We start from the raw sequence: 17661 nt of genomic DNA, 5'->3' as shown, positions 1-17661 counted from the left end.
CCGATTGTTCGCCCGCGTTTCCGGCAGGTGTCGCGCACACCCGGCCGCGGTGCGTGCCTCGGCCGTCCGGAGGGGGTGTTACCAGTCGGCGCCGCGCGAGCGGCGCGCGGCGGCCGGCCTGCGGCGGTCGATGCCGGGGCGGGGCCGGTTGGACCAGGAGTCGAAGACCAGCACCAGGACGGCCAGCACGAGCAGGCCGATGCCGAGCTCGGTCACGCCGCCGAGCAGCGTCAGCAGGCCACCGATGATCATGGGGACGACGGCCACCCAGCAGAAGGGGTCGATCCGGCCGAAGGCGGCGGACTTGCCCGCACCTGCGTCACGTGCCATCTGCGTTTCTCGCTTCCATCCCGTTGTCGCGGCGCATTCTATCGCCCGGTCGGGTCAGCCCGGCGCCCCGGGGCCTTCGTCGGGAATGGGATCGATGCCTGCTTTGTCCGGAATCTTCGCGGGATGGGACGCAGTGGTGTGGACGGCGGTCCCGCCGGGTAACCAGCATCCGACGGGCCCGCCCGGCGGAAGGCGCTGACATGGACCAGTTGTGCGGAGACGCGCTGACGGCGGCGTTCGACGCGGGCGCCCCGGCCTACGACCGGCTCGTCGGCGCGAACCCCGGCTACCACGCGCACCTGCGCCTGTCGGCGCGCCGCATGGGCCTGCCCTCCGGCGCGCGCGTGCTCGACGCCGGATGCGGCACGGGCGCGTCGACCGCCGCGCTGCTGGCGGCCGCGCCGGACGCCGAGATCCTCGCCGTCGACGCCTCGGAGCGGATGCTCGACCGGGCCAGGGCCAAGCCCTGGCCGCCCTCGGTGCGGTTCCGCCTCGCGCGGGTGGAGGAGCTGATCGGTACCGGGCGGTTCGACGCGATCTTCGCGGCCTACCTGGTCCGCAACCTGCCCGACCCCGACCGCGTCCTCGGCAGGTTCGCGGAGCTGCTGCGGCCGGGCGGAACGCTGGCAGTGCACGAGTATTCGGTGCGCGACTCGCTCCGGGCGCGCGTTGTCTGGGACGCCGTGTGCTGGGGGATCGTCGTTCCGCTGGGAGGCGCGCTGTCCGGGCGGACCGCGCTGTACCGGCACCTGTGGAGCAGCGTCCGCGCGTTCGACGGCGTCGACCGGTTCCGCCGCAGGCTCCGGGAAGCCGGGTTCGGCACCGTCCGTGCCGCAACGGTCACGGGCTGGCAGCGGGGAATCGTGCACACCTTCCTCGCCGGGGTGGGAGGGTGACCGACTGGCGGATCGTCCGGCACCGGGCGCCGGAAGGCGCGCTCGATGCCGGAGCGCTGGCGCGGCGGCCGACCGCCACCGTGGTCGGCGGCGGGATCGCGGGACTGTGCGCGGCGACCGGCCTGGCCGAGCGCGGTGTGCGGGTCGTGGTCGTCGAACAGCACGACTACCTGGGAGGACGGGTCGGGGCGTGGTCCGGCTCGCTGCCCGGCGGCTCGCGGGTGTCGATGAGCCGCGGGTTCCACGCGTTCTTCCGCCAGTACTACAACCTGCGCCAGCTGCTCCGCCGCGCGGACCCGGCGCTGTCCCGGCTGCGCGGCCTGCGCGACTACCCGCTCGTCGACGCGCGAGGCAGGTGGGAGTCGTTCCGGGGACTGCCGCGCACCCCGCCGTGGAACGCCCTCGCCTTCGCGTTGCGCAGCCCCACCTTCGGGATCCGGGATCTGGCGCACGTCGACGTGCGCGCGGCGGCCGAACTCGTGGGTGTGTCGGTTCCGCGGATCTACGAGCGGCTGGACCACCTCGACGCCGAGAGCTACCTACGGCGGATCAACTTCCCCGACGCCGCGAGGCATCTGGCGTTCGAGGTGTTCTCCCGCAGCTTCTTCGCCGAACCGTCCCGGATGTCGGCGGCGGAGCTGGCCACCATGTTCCACCTGTACTTCCTGGGATCCAGCGAAGGTCTCGTCTTCGACGTGCCTGATGCCGCGTTCGACGTCGCGCTGTGGTCACCGCTGCGGAAGCACCTGCTCGCGCTGGGCGTGGAGTTCCGCACCGGAACCCGGGTCGCGAGCGTGGAAAACCTTGGCGAGCAAGGATTTCGAGTGCACGACAGCTCCGGACGATCCGACCGGACCGATGCCGCCGTGCTGGCCACCGACGTCCGCGGGCTGCGGGAGATCGTCGGTGCTTCGCCGGGACTTGGAACACCGTCGTGGCGGGATTCGGTGCAGTCGCTGCGTTCCGCGCCCGCGTTCCTCGTGCACAGGCTGTGGTTGAGCAGGCCCGTCGCGCCGGACCGGCCCGCGTTTCTCGCCACGGCTGGCCGGCCACCGCTCGACAACGTCAGCGTGCTCGACCGGTACGAGCGCGAGGCGCAGAGCTGGGCCAGGCGCAACGGCGGCTCGGTCGTCGAACTGCACGCCTACGCCACCGAACGCGACGAGTCGGTGCCCGCGCGGCTGCGGGCACGGCTGCACGAGGTCTACCCGGAGGCGGAATCCGCCGACGTGGTAGGGGAAATCGCCCTGTGGAACGACGACTGCCCGCTGCCGGGAGTCGGCGACTTCGCGCGCAGGCCGCGGGTCCGGACCCCGCACGGCGGGCTGGTGCTGGCCGGTGACGGCATCCGCATCGATCTCCCGGTCGCCCTGATGGAACGCGCGGCGGCCACCGGCTGGCACGCGGCCAACCACCTGCTCGCCCGGTGGGGACTGGCCGGGCATCCGCTGTACACGGTGCCGACCCGCGGGCGGAGCGCACCGCTGCGCGCGCTCGCCGGGCTGGTCAGGTGAGAGGAGGACCATGCGCTGGGGACGGAGGTGGCCGCTGCGACCGGTGCCGCGAGCCCGGTGGGCCGACCAGGAACCGACCTTCCGGGAGGCGCGGCCCGGGCTGATCGAGGCCGCCCTCAAGCGGGCCCAGGCCCGCCCGTCCGGCAACTGGTACGTGCTCGCCGCTTCGGACCGGGTCCGCCGGGACCGGCCGCTGGGCACGACGGTGGCCGGGGTGGAGCTGGTCGCCTGGCGCGACGCCGGCGGGCGCCTGGTCGTCGGTCCCGGCGCCTGCCCGCACCTGGGCGCACCGCTCGATCAGGCCACTGTGGACTGCGGCACGCTGGTCTGCCGCTGGCACGGCCTGCGGGTCGGCGCCGCGGGCCGCAACGGGTGGAAACCGCTGCCCGGACACGACGACGGCGTGCTCGCCTGGGTCCGGCTGGACGCCCGGGGCGAGGAAGCGCCGCTGGACGAACCGGTGGTCCCGGACCGCCCGGCCGCGCACTCGGCGGTCAGCGCGGTGACCAGGGTGGTCGGCGTCTGCGAGCCCGCGGACGTCGTCGCCAACCGGCTCGACCCGTGGCACGGCGCCTGGTTCCACCCGTACTCCTTCACCCGGCTCCGGGTGCTGGAGGCCCCGGGGGAGGTCGATGTCACCGAGGACGAGGACCGCTTCCTGGTGGCCGTGACCTTCCGGGTCGGCATGGGCCTGGGCGTCGCGGTGCACGCCGAGTTCACCTGCCCGGAGCCGCGGACCGTGGTGATGCGGATCGTCGAGGGGGAGGGGGCGGGCAGCGTGGTCGAGACCCACGCGACCCCGCTGGGCCGGGGCCGCGACGGCTTGCCGCGCACCGCCGTCGTCGAGGCCGTGGTCGCCGGTTCGCCGCGGCCCGGCTTCGCCGTCGCACGCGCGCTCGCGCCCGCGCTGCGCCCGGTCGTGCGGCGCGCGGCGGCCCGGCTGTGGCGCGACGACCTCGCCTACGCCGAGCGCCGCTTCGAGCTCCGCTCCACGCGCGCGGAGTAGAACTTCTCGAAAGCTCCAGGCGGGCCGATCAGCGGGGTTGCTGCGATAGTGGCTGCCGAAGCCGACACCGGTGTGCGGACCGCTCGGAGGTGCCCATGCGCGAATGGCGTCCACGCTCCCTGCGGCGCTCCAGGCGGGTCCGGCAGCCGCGGGCCGACGCCGAGTCGCCCGCGCCCGAGCACTCCATGGACCCCCGGCACGGCCAGGACACCCCGCTGGCGGACCGGCCGCTGATCGACACCGCGATCTACCGCGCGGGCCGCCGGGTGGCCACCCCGACCAGCCTGGGCGAGACCTACCGCCGGCTGCCCGGCCAGGACGGCACGATGGCCTGGATCGGGCTGTACCGGCCCGCCGAGGACGAGCTGCTCGCCGCCGCCGAGGAGTTCGACCTGCACAAGCTGGCGGTCGAGGACGCGATCGTCGCCCACCAGCGCCCGAAGCTGGAGCGCTACGGCGACACCCTGTTCGTGGTGCTGCGCGCGGCCCGCTACCTCGACGAGGCCGAGGAGGTCAGCTTCAGCGAGCTGCACCTGTTCGTCGGCCCGAACTTCGTGCTCACCGTCCGGCACGGCATGGCGCCCGACCTGGCCGCGGTCCGCCGCCGGATGGAGGACGACCCGGAGCTGCTCGCCGGGGGACCGGAGGCGGTGCTCTACGCGGTGCTCGACAGCGTCGTGGACGGCTACGCGCCGGTGATCGCCGGGCTGCAGAACGACATCGACGAGATCGAGACCGAGGTCTTCGGGGCCGATCCGCACGTGTCCCGCCGGATCTACGAGCTCTCCCGCGAGGTGATCGAGTTCCAGCGCGCGACCCAGCCGCTGCTGGGGATCCTGGCGAGCCTGGAGGCCGGGTTCGACAAGTACGGCATCGACGAGGAGCTCCAGCGCTACCTGCGCGACGTCGCCGACCACGCCACCACGGTCGCCGAGCGGGTCGACGGGTTCCGGCAGCTGCTCGACAGCATCCTGACCGTCAACGCCACGCTGGTCACCCAGGCGCAGAACGAGGAGATGAAGAACATGACCGCGGCCAGCTACGCGCAGAACGAGGAGATCAAGAAGATCTCTTCGTGGGCGGCGATCCTGTTCGCGCCGACGCTGATCGGCACCGTGTACGGGATGAACTTCGACCGCATGCCCGAGCTGCACTGGATCTTCGGCTACCCGTTCGCGCTGGGCCTGATGATCGCGGTCTGCCTCAGCCTCTACACGATCTTCAAACACCGCAACTGGCTCTGATCCGGCGGCAAGAAGTTGCCCTGTTACCCGGCGGGATTACCGGGAATTTCGATGTATACGGCTTGTTTCGCGCATGTCCGCTGACCAGTGCCGATTGCCCGCGCGAAGTCTCTGCAATCTTTTGCAAAGGCTGGACCAAACCTTGACCGGTCAAGGGCACGCTGTTTCAATCGGCCCCCGATCGTGTCGTGGATCACCGACGAAGGGGTCTGGGATGTCCGAGCACCTGATCAACCGCCGCACGTTCGCCAAAGCCTCCGGTCTGGCCTCCGGCCTGCTGGCGGTCGGGCTGTCCCCGGCGCACGCCGCCGGCGCTCCGGTGACCACCACCTCCCCGGACGGCTCGGTGCGGGCGCACTTCCGGGTCCGGGACGGCAGGCCGGAGTACGCCGTGGAAAAGGCCGGTCGCGAGGTCATCGACTGGTCGGGGCTGGGCTTCGAGCTCGAGGACGGCAGCGGCCTGGGCGAGTCGGCGGAGCTGGACGCGGTCGGCACGCGGGAACTGGACGAGACGTGGCGGCCGGTGTGGGGCTCGGCGTCGGAGATCCGCAGCCACTGCCGGAGCACGGTGCTGCGGCTGCGGGAGAACGACCGGATCTTCGAGGTGGAGTTCCGCGTGTTCGACGACGGCGTCGGGTTCCGGTACGTGTTCCCGGAGCAGGACGACCTCGGTGACTTCGTGGTGCTCGACGAGCTCACCGAGTTCCGCTTCACCGCCGACCACACCGCCTGGTCGTGCCCGGCCAACTACGACTCCGTCGAGTACCTCTACACCGAAACCCCGTTGACCGGCGGGGGATTCACCCACGAATGGCAGGATCCGCGCGGCGAGGAGGGCGAACAGCTCGGCACCCTCGCGACCCCGCTGACCGTGCGCGTGGCCGACGACCTCTACCTGGCCGTGCACGAGGCAGCGCTGTTCAACTACCCGGACATGACCCTCGCCAAGATCGACGGCGGCCCGCACCTGCGCAGCGCGCTGGTCCCGCGCAAGGGCGAGGGACGGGTCAAGGCGCGGCTGCGCACCCCGTTCCCGACGCCTTGGCGGGCGTTCCTGCTCGGTGACCGGCCGGGCGATCTGGTCGAGTCGAACCTGGTGCTCAACCTCAACGAGCCCTGCGCGCTGGAGGACACCTCCTGGATCGCCCCCGGCAAGTTCGCCGGGATCTGGTGGGAGATCCACAAAGGACGCAACACCTGGACCGAGGGGCCCGATCTCGGCGCCACCACCGAGAACACCCTGCGCTGCATCGACTTCGCCGCCGAGAACGGCATCCCGTACGTGCTGGCCGAGGGCTGGAACGAGGGCTGGCAGTCCGACGGTTTCGGCGACAGCCAGAACTTCACCCGGGCCAACGCGCAGTTCGACCTGGAGCGGGTCGTCGAGTACGGCCGCGAACGCGGCGTGGCCTTCCTCGCCCACAACGAGACCGGTGGCGGGATCGACAACTACGAGCGCCAGCTCGACGACGCCTTCGCGCTGTACGAGGAACTCGGCCTGCCCGGGGTGAAGACCGGTTACGCCGGTGACATCGAGGAGCACTACCACCACGACCAGTGGATGGTGAACCACTACCAGCGGGTGATCCACAAGGCGGCCCGGTACAAGCTGATGATCAACGCGCACGAGCCGATCAAGGGCACCGGGATCGAGCGCACCTACCCGAACTTCGTCAGCCGCGAGGCGGCGCGCGGCATCGAGTACGACGCCTGGTCGCGCGGCAACCCGCCGGAGCACACCGTGACCCTGCCGTTCACGGTGATGCTGGGCGGCCCGCTGGACTACACGCCGGGCATCTTCGAGATCACCTGGTTCCCCGAGCAGTCGCCCGAAGATCCCAACGGCCCGAACAACGACGGCACCCGCGTGCACACCACGCGCGCCCACCAGATCGCCCTGTACCCGGTGCTGCTCAGCGGCCTCCAGCAGCTCGCCGACGTCCCGGAGCACTACCGGGACGCGCCGGAGTTCGAGTTCCTGCGCGAAGTTCCGGTGTCCTGGGACGAGACCCGCGTGCTCCAGGGCGAGATCGGCGACTTCATCACCATGGCCCGGCGCAGCGGGGACCGGTGGTTCGTCGGCAGCCTCACCGACGAGCAGGAGCGGACGCTGGAGGTGCCGCTGGACTTCCTCGGCGCGGGCGGCTTCGTCGCGCACGTCTACGCCGACGCACCCGATGCCGACCTGGACACCAACCCGAACGCGGTCCGCATCGACCGGTGGCTGGTCGACGCCGGAACCGTCGTCCGGGCGGAACTGACCCGGGGCGGCGGGCACGCGATGCGGATTGTTCCGGCGACCGAGCAGGAGGCCCGCTCGCTGCCGCGGTACCGCTGACCGCCGCCCCCGGCCGGTTCGGGGACCTCCGCTCTGTCCACTGTGGGCATCGATGGGACCTGAATCGGCCGTTCGGGTTGTTCGAATGAACGTGTAACGGTTTCGCGACCACCCCGATAGCTCTCACGTCCGAGCTTGATCGCCTCCGGCACCGGACGCTTCGCCGACGAGAGAGGGGTCCGATGCAGGAGCCGATGCGCGTCCCGCTGTCATTGCCGGAAACGGCCGCGGCGAACGGATGTCTGAGCGCCGAGGTGCCGAGCGGGCCCGCTCCGGTGGCGAGGTGGGAGCGGCGGTACCGCCGCGCGGTGATCGTCACCGACGTGCTCGCGACGGTGCTGACCTCGGCCGGAGCCGGGATCGCGCTGGCGCTGCTCGGCTTTCCGGGTGTCCCGCCGGCGGGACTCGCGGTGCTGACCGCCGCGGCCGTCCTGTGGTCGCTGGCCGGCTCGTGGCACCCGCGTGTGCTCGGGCAGGGCCACGAGGAGTACCGGCGCCTCGGCCGGGGAGTTTTCGCCGCCGGAGCCGTGCTCGCCGCGACCGGTCTCGCCTTCCCGGTGCTGGAGGTCCGGCCGTGGGTGTTCGGCGTGCTGCCGCTGCTTCTGCTGATCGTGCTCGCGCAGCGCTACCTGCTGCGCCGCTACCTGCACGGCGCCCGCAGCAACGGCAGGTGCCTGCTGCCGGTCATCGCCGCGGGCAGCCCGGCGACGCTGCGCGACCTCATAGCCCGCACCCGCCTCCAGCCGCACGTCGGGTGGGACGTCCAAGCGCTGTGCGTGCACCGCTCGGCGGGGCGGATCAGCGAGGTCGACGGGGTACCGGTGATCGGCGGCGTCGACGAGCTGGCCGAGCACGTCCGGCGCGGCGGCTACCGGGTGGTCGCCGTGACGGCCGACGCGCACTGGACCCCGCGCAGGCTCCAGGAACTGGCGTGGAAGATCGAGGACACCGCGGCCGAGATGGTGGTGGCCCCGGTGCTGATGGAGGTCACGGGCCCCCGGCTGCACGTGTCGTCGGTGCTGGGGATGCCGATGCTGAAGGTGAGCGCCCCCGCGTTCACCGGCGGCCACCGGGTGATCAAGGCGCTCGCGGACTGGGTGAGCGCCCTGCTGCTGGTGGTCCTGCTCGCACCGGTGCTGCTGGTGATCAGCGCGGCGGTGAAGGCGGGCGACGGCGGGCCGGTGATCTACCGCCAGCGCCGGACCGGCCGCAACGGGACCACGTTCACCATGCTGAAGTTCCGCACGATGGTGGTCGACGCGGAGGTGCTGCGGCCGTCGCTCGCCGACGCCAACGACGCGGCGGGCCCGCTGTTCAAGCTGCGCCGCGATCCGCGGGTCACCAGGATCGGCGCCTTCCTGCGCCGGTATTCGCTCGACGAACTGCCGCAGCTGTTCAACGTGCTCGCCGGGCACATGTCGCTGGTCGGCCCGAGGCCGCCGCTGCCGGAGGAGTCCGAGACCTACGACTACGAGGTGCAGCGGCGGTTGCTGGTCAAACCGGGCCTGACCGGGCTGTGGCAGGTCAGCGGGCGCAGCGACCTGTCGTGGGCCGAGAGCGTGCGGCTCGACCTGCGCTACGTGGAGAACTGGTCCCTCGCGCTGGACGCGGTGATCCTCTGGAAGACCGTGCGCGCGGTGCTGACCAAGCAGGGCGCGTACTGATCAGCCGACCTCGCCGGCGAGCGCGGCGATGTCGTCGCGGTAGCGCTGCGGGGAGAACGCCGAAGCCGCGTGGGCACGGGCCCGTTCCGCGGTGCGCACGGTGTTCTGCCAGTTCTCCAGCGCGGACCGGATCGCCGCAGCGAGCGCACGGGCGTCTCCGGCGGGCACGATCCGGCCGAACTCGCCGTGCGCCACGGTTTCCGGCAGTCCCTGCGCGTCGCTGACGATCACCGGCGTACCGGCTAGCTGCGCTTCCACTGCGGTGTTGCCGAACGGCTCGAACCGCGACGGCACGAGCGCGATGTCGGCCTCCCGGTAGGCGCCCCAGACATCGGGCCGGAATCCGCGCAGTGCCACCACGTCCGCGAGGTCGTGCTCCCGGACCAGATCGTCGATCTGCCGTTCGTACCACTCGTATCCGGTGAACGCCGAGCCCAGCAGTTCGAGCACGACGTCGTACCCGCCCGCGCGCAGCTCGGCGACCGCGCGGACCGCGACGTCAGTGCCCTTCCGCGGCGACAGCCTGCCGACGAGCACGATGCGTGCCGGTGCGGTGCGCTCACGCCGCGCGCCGGGAGCCTCCGCCGGTCCGGCGACACCGTTGTAGATCAGGCGGATCCGGTGCCGCAGCCTCGGCAGAGCACGTGTGATCACCGTGCCGGTGGCCTCGCTGTTGACCACGACGCGGGTCGCGCTCAGCAGGGGAGCGGCCAGGGCGAACCGGACCGGCCACGGCGCGCCGTCCTCGGCCTCGTGGGCGTGCGCGACGACCGCGTGCCGGGTCAGGCGGGCGAGGACCAGCCACAGCGGCACGGTTACCGTGTTGACGTAGACGACGTCCGGGCGGGTTCGGCGCAGCAGCCCGAGCGCCGGGCGCACGGCGGCGAGCGTTTCCGCCAGCAGCTTCAGGAATCCGCGCGGGCGCAGTGCGGCCTTGCGCAGCACGGGCGTGGGGCAGAAGACCACCTCCACGCCGTGTTCGCGCAGCCTGCCGACCAGCGGGCCGTCCTCGGGCAGCGCCACCACCACGCGCCAGCCCGCACCGGCCAGCGCGAGCGCGGATTCCAGGAATATCCGGTCGGATCCGTACAGCTCGGCCGAAGGATGGGTCATCAAAGCCGTTCGGGCCACGGGGTCTCCCTCTGCTCGCCCGCGGCCATGCTCGTCCAGGCCGCCAGCAGGAAAAGCCAGGCGCAGGCGACGGTGGCCGGTGCGCCCAGCGATTCGGTGAACATCGAGTTGGCGACCATGCTCACCAGGGTCGCCAGCACGAGAATGCGGTCCATCCGCGGCTCCGGCCGCCTGCCGCGCAACGCCACCGCACCGCCGAAGACCCCGCCGAGCAGCACCAGCCACACCACCGCACCCAGCAGCCCGGTGTCGACGAGCAGGTTCACCAGGCCGTTGTGCCCGCCACCCAGGCCGATCTTGTCCAGGAACAGGCCCTGCGACGCGGTGAGCCCGTGCCCGTACAGCGGGCGTTCGAGGAACGCCTCGAAGGCGTAGGCCCAGAGATCGGTGCGGGAGTTCAGCGACGCGAGGCGCTCGGCCGACTCACCGCGGGCGAAGAAGGACTCGATCAGTTCTCCGGCGGCCAGCCATGCAGTCGCCAGCACGACGAGGAGGGCGACCGCGATTTCCCACCGCCTCCGGCCGCGCCACCGCAACCACGTGATGGCCAGGCCTCCGACGATCGCCCCGAGCGCCGCGCCTCGCGTGTTGGTCCCGATCAGCCCCGCGGCGCACACGGCCAGCAGCACCAGGTAGACCGGGAGCGGCCAGCGGGGTCCGGCGCGTTCGAGCCGGAAGCCGAACACGTACGCCGCCAGGATCACGACCGCGATGGCCAGGAACTGGCCCGCGTCCACCGGATGCAGGTGCAGCCAGGTGAACCGGTCCGGCTGCGAGGGCAGGCGCGGGAACGGGACCACCACGCCGAAGACGACCGAGGCGCCGACCAGCGCCGCGAACCAGTGGGCGATGCGGTGCACCGCGTCCAGCGTGCAGTGCCGCGCGATCGACCGGGTCAGCGCGAGCAGCACCACGACCTGGCAGGCCCGCACGATCGCCAGCGCGCGGTAGGGCGAGTAGAGCGCGGCCAGCACCAGCACCGCCCCGTAGGCGTAGACCGCGCAGGTGATCCAGTCGGCGCGGCGCACCCGCGAGGTCGGCCGGAAGCGCAGGAACAGCAGGCACGCCACCACCGCGTAGGCGGCGATCTCCAGCAGCACGAACACGTCGGCCGAGCCGGAGACCGACTGGTCGTCGGCGCGCACGCGGAACTTGTACTCGCTGGCCACGACCAGCGCCAGCGCGCACCACACCGGCCAGCCCGCGGCGGTGGCACCACGGCTGCTCGCGACAGCGACACGGCTGCTCGCGGCACGGCGAAGGGCGTTCCAGCTCACGGCCGGTCCTCGGGTCGGTGGGACCCGGCGCGACAGCGCCGGGAAGAGAGTTTGGAAAACGGGACTGCGAAAACGGGGCTGGGGCGGGGCTGCGAAAACCGGGGCAGGGCAAACGGGGGCTGCGAAAACGGGGGCTGCGAAAACGGGGGCAGGGCAAACCGGGGGCAGGGCAAACGGGGCGGGGAAGAACGGGCTCGTGTAACGACAGCCCGTCCTCGACATATTACAAGCTGGGCATCGCGGTGAACACGTCGCACAAAACCGCGCGACCCGCCGGGCCGCCACGGCGCACCCGGCGTTTTCGGCTCGGCGACGGGAAAGCGGTGGAACGAGGATCATGCGGATCTCCTTGATCGGCACCCGGGGTGTGCCCGCGCGCTACGGCGGGTTCGAGACGTGCGTCGAGGAGGTGGGCCGCCGCCTGGTGCGGCGCGGGCACGAGATCACCGTGTACTGCCGCGACGGCGTGCGCGGCACCGGCGAACACCTCGGTATGCGGCTGGTCCGGCGCCCCGCGTTGCGCCGCAAGACGCTGGAAACGCTCAGCCACACGGCGTTGTCGATGCTGCACGCCGCGGGCAGGCGTCCGGACGTGGCGGTCGTGTTCAACTCCGCGAACGCGCCCTTGCTGCCCCTGCTGCGGATGCGCGGGATTCCGGTGATCACCCACGTCGACGGGCTGGAGTGGAAGCGCGCGAAGTGGGGCCCGGCGGGCTCGGCCTACTACCGGCGGGCGGAGGCGCTCGCCGTGCGCTGGTCGGACGCGCTGATCGCCGACGCCCGCGGCATCCAGGACTACTACCGCGACCGGTTCGGCGTCGCCACCGACTACATCCCCTACGGCGCACCGGTCCTCGGCGGGATCGGCTCCGACGGGATCGCCGGACTCGGCCTCCGGCCGAGGGCGTACCACCTGGTGGTCGCCCGCTTCGAGCCGGAGAACCACGTGCACCTCGCGATCGAGGGGCACCTGCGCAGCAACGCCAGGTACCCGCTGGTGGTCGTCGGGTCCGCGCCTTACGCCAACGAGTACACGGCGCGCATCAACCGGCTTGCCCGGCGGGACCCGAAGATCCGGCTGCTCGGCGGGATCTGGGACCAGCGGCTGCTGGACCAGCTGTACGGCAACGCGCTGACCTACGTCCACGGCCACTCGGTCGGCGGGACGAACCCGTCGCTGCTGCGCGCGATGGGGGCCGCCGCGCCGACATCGGCCTACGACGTGCGGTTCAACCGGGAAGTGCTCGGCTCCTTCGGCCGCTACTTCACCGACGCCGACGGCCTGGCCGCGCTGTGCGACGCCGCCGAAGCCGATCCGCTGGCCGCGCTGCTGCGGGGTCAGGAGCAGGTCGGATCGCTGGACCGCTACACCTGGGACGGGGTCGCCGAGCAGTACGAGCAGCTCGCCGCCCGCGTCCTGTCCGCAAGCAGGCGCCGATCCGCCCGCCCGGCCTGGAAACCCGCCGACCTGGGCCCGGTCGTCGCGCCGAAGACCGAGGAGCTGCCATGACCCGCGCAGGCAAAGCCCTGTCCGCCCTGCTGGCGGTGACCGCCACCTTGTCCGGATCGGTGACCGCGTCGGCCGAACCGCTCCCGCAGCCGGTCACCGCCGGCGCGCTGCCGACGCCGCAGACCGACGGGATCGTGTTTTCCGTCGCCATAGCGGGAAACGTCGCCATCGCCGGGGGACGTTTCAGCAAGGCCCGGCCCGCGGGGGTGGCACCGGGCGGGCCCGGTGAGGTCACCCGCGACAACCTGCTTGCGTTCGACGTCACCACCGGGGACCTGCTCCCATGGGCGCCGGTGGTCAGCGGCAGCACGTTCTCCGGCCCGGACCCGGGCCCGTTCTGCGAGCCCGCGGGGGACGGCCGGTGGGTCTGCGACGCGGTGTTCCGCATCAAGACCTCGCCGGACGGCCGCAAGGTCTACGTGGGCGGCGACTTCGACCGGATCGACGGGCAGTGGCGGTCGCGCGTCGCGGCATTCGACGTCGCGACCGGAGCACTGGACCCGGGTTTCCGGCCCCGCGTCGCCGGGCGGGTGCGCGGGCTGTCGATCATGGCCGACACCGTCTACCTCGGCGGTGGTTTCAACGCCGTCGACGGCGTGCCGCGGACCCGGCTCGCCGCGGTGAGCACCGGTACCGGCGCACTGCTGCCGTGGGCGCCTGCCGCGGACAAGGAGGTGTTCGCGGTGCTGACCGCCCAGGGGCGCACCGTGATCGGCGGCGCATTCGACCAGGTCAGCGGCAACTACCGGCACGGCCTGACCGCCGTCGACGCGGTCAGCGGCGCGCCCGTGCCGTGGGAGTGGGTCACACCGTCCGATGCGGACACCGTCACGGACCTGGTGACCGACGGTTCCGGCACGGTCTACCTCGGCTCCTACAACTGGCGCGGTGGTGATCCGCGGCTGGAGGGCCGCGGCGCGCTCGACATCGCCACCGGGCGTCCGAAGTGGATGGACGGCTGCTACGGCGACACCCAAAGCGTGGCGGTGGCCGGGGGAGTGCTCTACAGCGCATCGCACACCCACGACTGCGCCGCCATCAACGCTGTTCCGGAGAACGGCCGCATCGACTACCAGCGCCTGCTGGCCGAGACGACGACGGCCACCGGCACCGCGCAGCGCTCGGTCAACCACGTCCGCAGCGGCGACCCGGTGCCTGAACTGCTGCCCTGGCTGCCCAACACCAACGGCGGCCCGTCGACCAGCCCGTGGCTCAACGGGCCGTGGGCGGTGGACACCGACGGCCGCTACGTCGTCGTGGGCGGCGAGTTCACCGTCGTCAACGGCGTCCCGCAGCAGTCGCTCACCCGGTTCGCGGCCCGGGGCGTGCCCGGTGCGGTGAACAACGGCCCGCAGGTCCCGTTCCCGGCGCCTTCGGTGAACCGCCGGCTCTTCGGCGGCAACGTGATCCGCTGGCAGGGCACCTGGGACGCCCAGAACCGCGAGCTCGGCTACGAGGTCATGCGAAGCGACACCCCGCAGCCGATCCACACCACGACCCGCAGCGCGTGGCCGTGGACGCTCTCGGAGCTGAGCTTCACCGACCAGAACCCGCCGCGCGGCCGGGTGGAGTACTGGATCCGGGCCGTCGACGCCGACGGCGCGGTGCTGAGCTCACCGCGCACCAGCATCGGCTGACTCACCGCCGCGGCCCGGCCAGCACGCCGATGTCGGGACGCCCACCGGGGGCGACACCGATGATCGCGGCGATGTCGCGGGGAAGCGGGCGTCCCGCCTGCTTCCCCGGAGCCGACTCCCGCAGCGAGTAGTCACCCTTGCCCGGATCCCGGAACGGGCTCGGCGTCGGGCCGGCCGCCAGGCCGTGCCGGTCGTGGCCGGTGACCTCCCGGAACTGTTCGAGCGAGGCGATCGTGACCACCTTCCCGTGGCCCGTCGACCACGTTCCCCACGGTTCGGAACCCGGCGTCCGGAGGTAGGCGTTGCCGTCGGCGGCCGAGACGAACGCCGCCTCCGGCTTGGGATCCGGCTTGTGGTCGGCCGACTCGACGAAGCGCGCGGCGTCGCGCTGGCGGATCAGGAAGTTGTTCACCAGCTCGGTGCCCGAGGTGATCCAGGACAGCCCCAGCTCCTCGCTGTAGGGATCGGAGCTGGGTGAGCGCGGGTCGTTGTAGAGCCCGAGGGCCACACCGTTGTCGACGAAGGTGTTGTGGAACAGCCGGACGTGGTCCGAACTGGAGATCTTGATCCCGCGCCCGGCGTTGCCCGCCACCACGTTGGAGGCGATCACGGCCCGGGCCGAGACCTCGTAGTACAGCCCGTTGACGGCGTTGCCCCGCGCGACGTTGCGCGCCACGACCGCGTCGGTGCACCCGAGGTCGCACCACCAGCCGGTCGCGAAGTTGTCGGCGAAGGTGTTGTCGGTGACCCTCGCGCGCTTGGTGCGGGTGATCTTCGCCCCCGCTGAACCGATCGCCTCGCCGGTCAGCGAGAAGTGCTCGTTGTTGTTGCGGGCGAAGGTGTTCCCGGTCATCCGCAGCTCGTCGGCTCGGTTGGCCATCATGCCGACCAGGCCGTTGTCCAGGAACCGGTTGCCCGTCACCGCGGCACCGGGCTGGAAGACCGCGGCACCGCTGGAGGCCGACGACTGGAAGACGTTGTTCTCCAGCGTGACCGACGGCGCGTTGACCACGACCATCGCCCCGCGCTGCCCGTACTGCTGGTTCGAGCCGTAGTGGGCGACGCCGACGCCGCGCAGCATGCTGCCCGCCGCACCGGCCCCGTCGAACTGGAGCAGCCAGTCGAACTCGGTCGCCTCGACCGACTTCCCGGTGGGGTCGTCGCCGATGAGCAGTTCCTTGCGCTTGACGTCGACGAAGAAGGTGCCTCGGGTGACCGCCCCGCGGCCGTCGACCTGGCGCAGCGGCCGTCCGTCGACGAACACCATGTCGGGCAGTCCCGCCAGCGGATGGGCGGGATCGATGATGCCGGGCAGGAAGCAGGTCCGGCACAGCCGCACGTCCCAGCCCTCGTGCCGCCAGACGGCGTCGGAGCGGGTCCAGTCGGACACCACGCGGCTTCCCTTGAGCCACACCCGTTCCCGCGGATACGGCTGGATCGACAGCTTCTTGCCGACGAGGCCGACGGTTTCGCGGAAGGTGCCCTCCCGCAGGACGATCGTCGCGCCCGCCGCGGCCCGCCGCACCGCCTCTCCCAAGGTGCGCAGCGGGCGGGATTCGTTCCCCGGAGCGGAGTCGTCGCCGTTGGGCGCGACGAATACCGCTCCGGGCGGGACCGGGTAGTCGGTCGTGACGACCTGGGCGGGCGGTGGTGCCACCGGCGGCCCGGATCCGGCGGACGTGCAGCCGGCAAGCAAGAGACAGAGAAGCGCGAGACTGGGGAGCGCGCGACTGGGCACCAGCCGGCCGCGGCGGATCACGCCGGCCCCGGTTCGAGCGCGGCCGGCGCGGGCATCGAGATCCGCTGCCGCAGCAACGTGCTGGAGGTGTGCCGGGTGTAGGGGAAGTAGCGCACCCGCGCGCCGACCCGCCGCAGCTTGTCCTCCAGCTCCGCACCGCGCGGCGTGCCGCGCCAGTCGCTTCCCTTGAACAGCACGTCGTAGCGCAGCCGCTCCCACATCCGGAACTTGTCCTCGTGCTGGTCGGGGATGGCCTCGGCGACGCATCGGATGTTGCGCACGATCTCCAGCCTCTCGTCGAAGGGGATCACCGGAGTGCGGCCCTTGACCCGCAGCAGCACCGAGTCGGTGACCACCCCGGCGATCAGGTGGTCGCACTCCAGGCTCGCCCGCTGCAGGATGTTGAGGTGTCCGATGTGGAACATGTCGTAGGCGCCCGGCGCGTATCCGATGACGGTCACGGTCACCGCCCCCGTTCCGCGCGGTCCAGCGCCCGCATGTCCCCGAACCACTTCCGCAGCGCTGCCAGCAGGAACGCCGCGTTGAGCGCGAACAGCAGGCCGTAGCAGACAGCGAACGCCGTGCGGGAGCCGAGCAGGGCGAACGACAGGCACAGCACCCCGTAGTCGGTCGGCAGGACCAGCAGGGAACGCAGTGTCGACGGGCGCCCTTCCTGCCGGGTGCTCGCGCCGTGCACGCGGCGCAGCTGGTCGTTGAGGATCATCGCGAAGAACAGCACCGTTTCCACGGCCCCGTAACCGATCGGCACCAGCAGGAAGGCGCTCGGCAGCTCGAAGAACCGGAACGCGCACACGAGCACCGCCATGTGCAGGGTGGCGATCTTCGCGCTGTCGATCACGTGGTCCAGCCATTCACCGGACACGCTGCTGGTGCCGCGCAACCGCGCCAGCTGGCCGTCGGCGGAATCGAGCGCGTATCCCACGAGCAGAGCCAGGCTCACCCCGATCCCAGTCGGCCAGGAAGGCGGCAGCGCGAACAGCGCGGCGATGCCCGCGAACGTGCACACCGCGCTGATCGCGGTGACCTGGTTCGGCGTCGCCCGCACCAGGAAGGCCGCTGCCGCCAGGTAGCCGCCCGCCCGGCGGTTGACGAAGCGGGAGTAGGCCGGTGCTCCCTTCGCCGACTTCTGCGCGGACGGCAGCCGCCGCAGAGCGGAGCGGAACCCGGATCTGGGAATGCCGGTACTGGTCAATGGGACCCTTTCGCGTGCCGGGTTCGGCGGCACAGCCGGGATGCTCCGCCGCGGGCGGAGCAGCTTGACAGGCGATCACCGTCGTATGAATACTCGAAAACGGTATTTCACCCCCTGGTCGTGGCCGATCCCGTCCGCTTTCGCCGGCGCATCCCCGGAGATC

14 protein-coding genes are annotated in these 17661 nt (G+C 71.9%); 8 read left to right on the top strand and 6 right to left on the bottom strand.

The genetic code is table 11. The features are described from left to right. Nucleotides 1-78: 78 nt before the first annotated feature. Nucleotides 79-330, bottom strand: a complete 252-nt coding sequence (locus tag ABD691_RS16905) for a hypothetical protein (RefSeq protein ID WP_344680744.1) — start codon at nt 328-330, stop codon at nt 79-81. Nucleotides 331-530: 200 nt separating this feature from the next. Here ABD691_RS16905 and ABD691_RS16900 point away from each other — a divergent pair, with 200 nt between their 5' ends. The 6 genes from ABD691_RS16900 (at nt 531) to ABD691_RS16875 (ending at nt 8992) form a co-directional block, all read left to right on the top strand. Continuing rightward, entirely contained in the window at nt 531-1226 is a 696-nt protein-coding gene (locus tag ABD691_RS16900) for a class I SAM-dependent methyltransferase (RefSeq protein ID WP_344680742.1), read from the top strand. Further along, nucleotides 1223-2740 (top strand): FAD-dependent oxidoreductase, encoded by a 1518-nt coding sequence (locus ABD691_RS16895; protein WP_344680740.1) that lies wholly within the window; start codon nt 1223-1225, stop codon nt 2738-2740. Before ABD691_RS16900 ends, ABD691_RS16895 begins: the two co-directional genes overlap by 4 nt. A gap of 10 nt (nt 2741-2750) precedes the next feature. Then, the gene (locus ABD691_RS16890; protein ID WP_344680738.1) at nt 2751-3746 is read left to right on the top strand and encodes a DUF5914 domain-containing protein; all 996 of its coding nucleotides are present in this window, start codon (nt 2751-2753) and stop codon (nt 3744-3746) included. Between the two features lie 95 nt (nt 3747-3841). Then, entirely contained in the window at nt 3842-4990 is a 1149-nt protein-coding gene (locus ABD691_RS16885) for a magnesium and cobalt transport protein CorA (RefSeq protein WP_344680736.1), read from the top strand. Between the two features lie 214 nt (nt 4991-5204). Beyond that, on the top strand, nt 5205-7328 hold the full coding sequence (locus tag ABD691_RS16880) for a glycoside hydrolase family 97 protein (RefSeq protein WP_344680734.1): 2124 nt from the start codon (nt 5205-5207) through the stop codon (nt 7326-7328). A 194-nt stretch (nt 7329-7522) separates the two neighbouring features. Continuing rightward, nucleotides 7523-8992, top strand: a complete 1470-nt coding sequence (locus ABD691_RS16875; protein ID WP_425565093.1) for a sugar transferase — start codon at nt 7523-7525, stop codon at nt 8990-8992. Here the strand turns inward: ABD691_RS16875 and ABD691_RS16870 are convergent, their stop codons facing one another. After that, complete coding sequence (locus ABD691_RS16870; RefSeq protein ID WP_344680730.1) at nt 8993-10105, bottom strand: glycosyltransferase; 1113 nt, start codon at nt 10103-10105, stop codon at nt 8993-8995. Further along, nucleotides 10105-11400 carry an O-antigen ligase family protein gene (locus ABD691_RS16865; RefSeq protein WP_344680728.1) on the bottom strand — a complete coding sequence of 432 codons (1296 nt, stop codon included), beginning with the start codon at nt 11398-11400 and terminating at the stop codon, nt 10105-10107. Before ABD691_RS16865 ends, ABD691_RS16870 begins: the two co-directional genes overlap by 1 nt. Before the next feature lie 337 nt (nt 11401-11737). Between ABD691_RS16865 and ABD691_RS16860 the strand changes: the two genes are divergently transcribed. Next, nucleotides 11738-12910, top strand: coding sequence for a DUF1972 domain-containing protein (locus ABD691_RS16860; RefSeq protein ID WP_344680726.1), 1173 nt, complete (start codon nt 11738-11740; stop codon nt 12908-12910). Next, complete coding sequence (locus tag ABD691_RS16855) at nt 12907-14547, top strand: PQQ-binding-like beta-propeller repeat protein (protein WP_344680724.1); 1641 nt, start codon at nt 12907-12909, stop codon at nt 14545-14547. Before ABD691_RS16860 ends, ABD691_RS16855 begins: the two co-directional genes overlap by 4 nt. Before the next feature lies 1 nt (nt 14548). Here ABD691_RS16855 and ABD691_RS16850 read toward each other — a convergent pair whose 3' ends face one another. From ABD691_RS16850 to ABD691_RS16840, 3 genes are all read right to left on the bottom strand, one after another. Next, nucleotides 14549-16204 carry a right-handed parallel beta-helix repeat-containing protein gene (locus tag ABD691_RS16850; RefSeq protein ID WP_344680722.1) on the bottom strand — a complete coding sequence of 552 codons (1656 nt, stop codon included), beginning with the start codon at nt 16202-16204 and terminating at the stop codon, nt 14549-14551. 98 nt (nt 16205-16302) lie between these two features. Continuing rightward, complete coding sequence (locus ABD691_RS16845; protein WP_344680720.1) at nt 16303-16746, bottom strand: FAD synthase family protein; 444 nt, start codon at nt 16744-16746, stop codon at nt 16303-16305. Nucleotides 16747-16748: 2 nt separating this feature from the next. Continuing rightward, complete coding sequence (locus ABD691_RS16840; protein ID WP_344680718.1) at nt 16749-17498, bottom strand: CDP-alcohol phosphatidyltransferase family protein; 750 nt, start codon at nt 17496-17498, stop codon at nt 16749-16751. Nucleotides 17499-17661 lie beyond the last annotated feature (163 nt).

It is taken from the genome of Saccharopolyspora taberi, from assembly GCF_039534165.1.
Lineage (GTDB): Bacteria > Actinomycetota > Actinomycetes > Mycobacteriales > Pseudonocardiaceae > Saccharopolyspora_D > Saccharopolyspora_D taberi.
Note: the sequence above shows the minus strand (reverse complement) of the source record. Positions and strands in the feature narration are given on the sequence as shown.

Coding starts and splice junctions, on each gene's coding strand:
- ABD691_RS16905 (WP_344680744.1), bottom strand. CDS start 330: ATGGCACGTGACGCAGGTGCGGGCAAGTCCGCCGCCTTCGGCCGGATC.
- ABD691_RS16900 (WP_344680742.1), top strand. CDS start 531: ATGGACCAGTTGTGCGGAGACGCGCTGACGGCGGCGTTCGACGCGGGC.
- ABD691_RS16890 (WP_344680738.1), top strand. CDS start 2,751: ATGCGCTGGGGACGGAGGTGGCCGCTGCGACCGGTGCCGCGAGCCCGG.
- ABD691_RS16885 (WP_344680736.1), top strand. CDS start 3,842: ATGCGCGAATGGCGTCCACGCTCCCTGCGGCGCTCCAGGCGGGTCCGG.
- ABD691_RS16880 (WP_344680734.1), top strand. CDS start 5,205: ATGTCCGAGCACCTGATCAACCGCCGCACGTTCGCCAAAGCCTCCGGT.
- ABD691_RS16875 (WP_425565093.1), top strand. CDS start 7,523: ATGCGCGTCCCGCTGTCATTGCCGGAAACGGCCGCGGCGAACGGATGT.
- ABD691_RS16870 (WP_344680730.1), bottom strand. CDS start 10,105: ATGACCCATCCTTCGGCCGAGCTGTACGGATCCGACCGGATATTCCTG.
- ABD691_RS16860 (WP_344680726.1), top strand. CDS start 11,738: ATGCGGATCTCCTTGATCGGCACCCGGGGTGTGCCCGCGCGCTACGGC.
- ABD691_RS16855 (WP_344680724.1), top strand. CDS start 12,907: ATGACCCGCGCAGGCAAAGCCCTGTCCGCCCTGCTGGCGGTGACCGCC.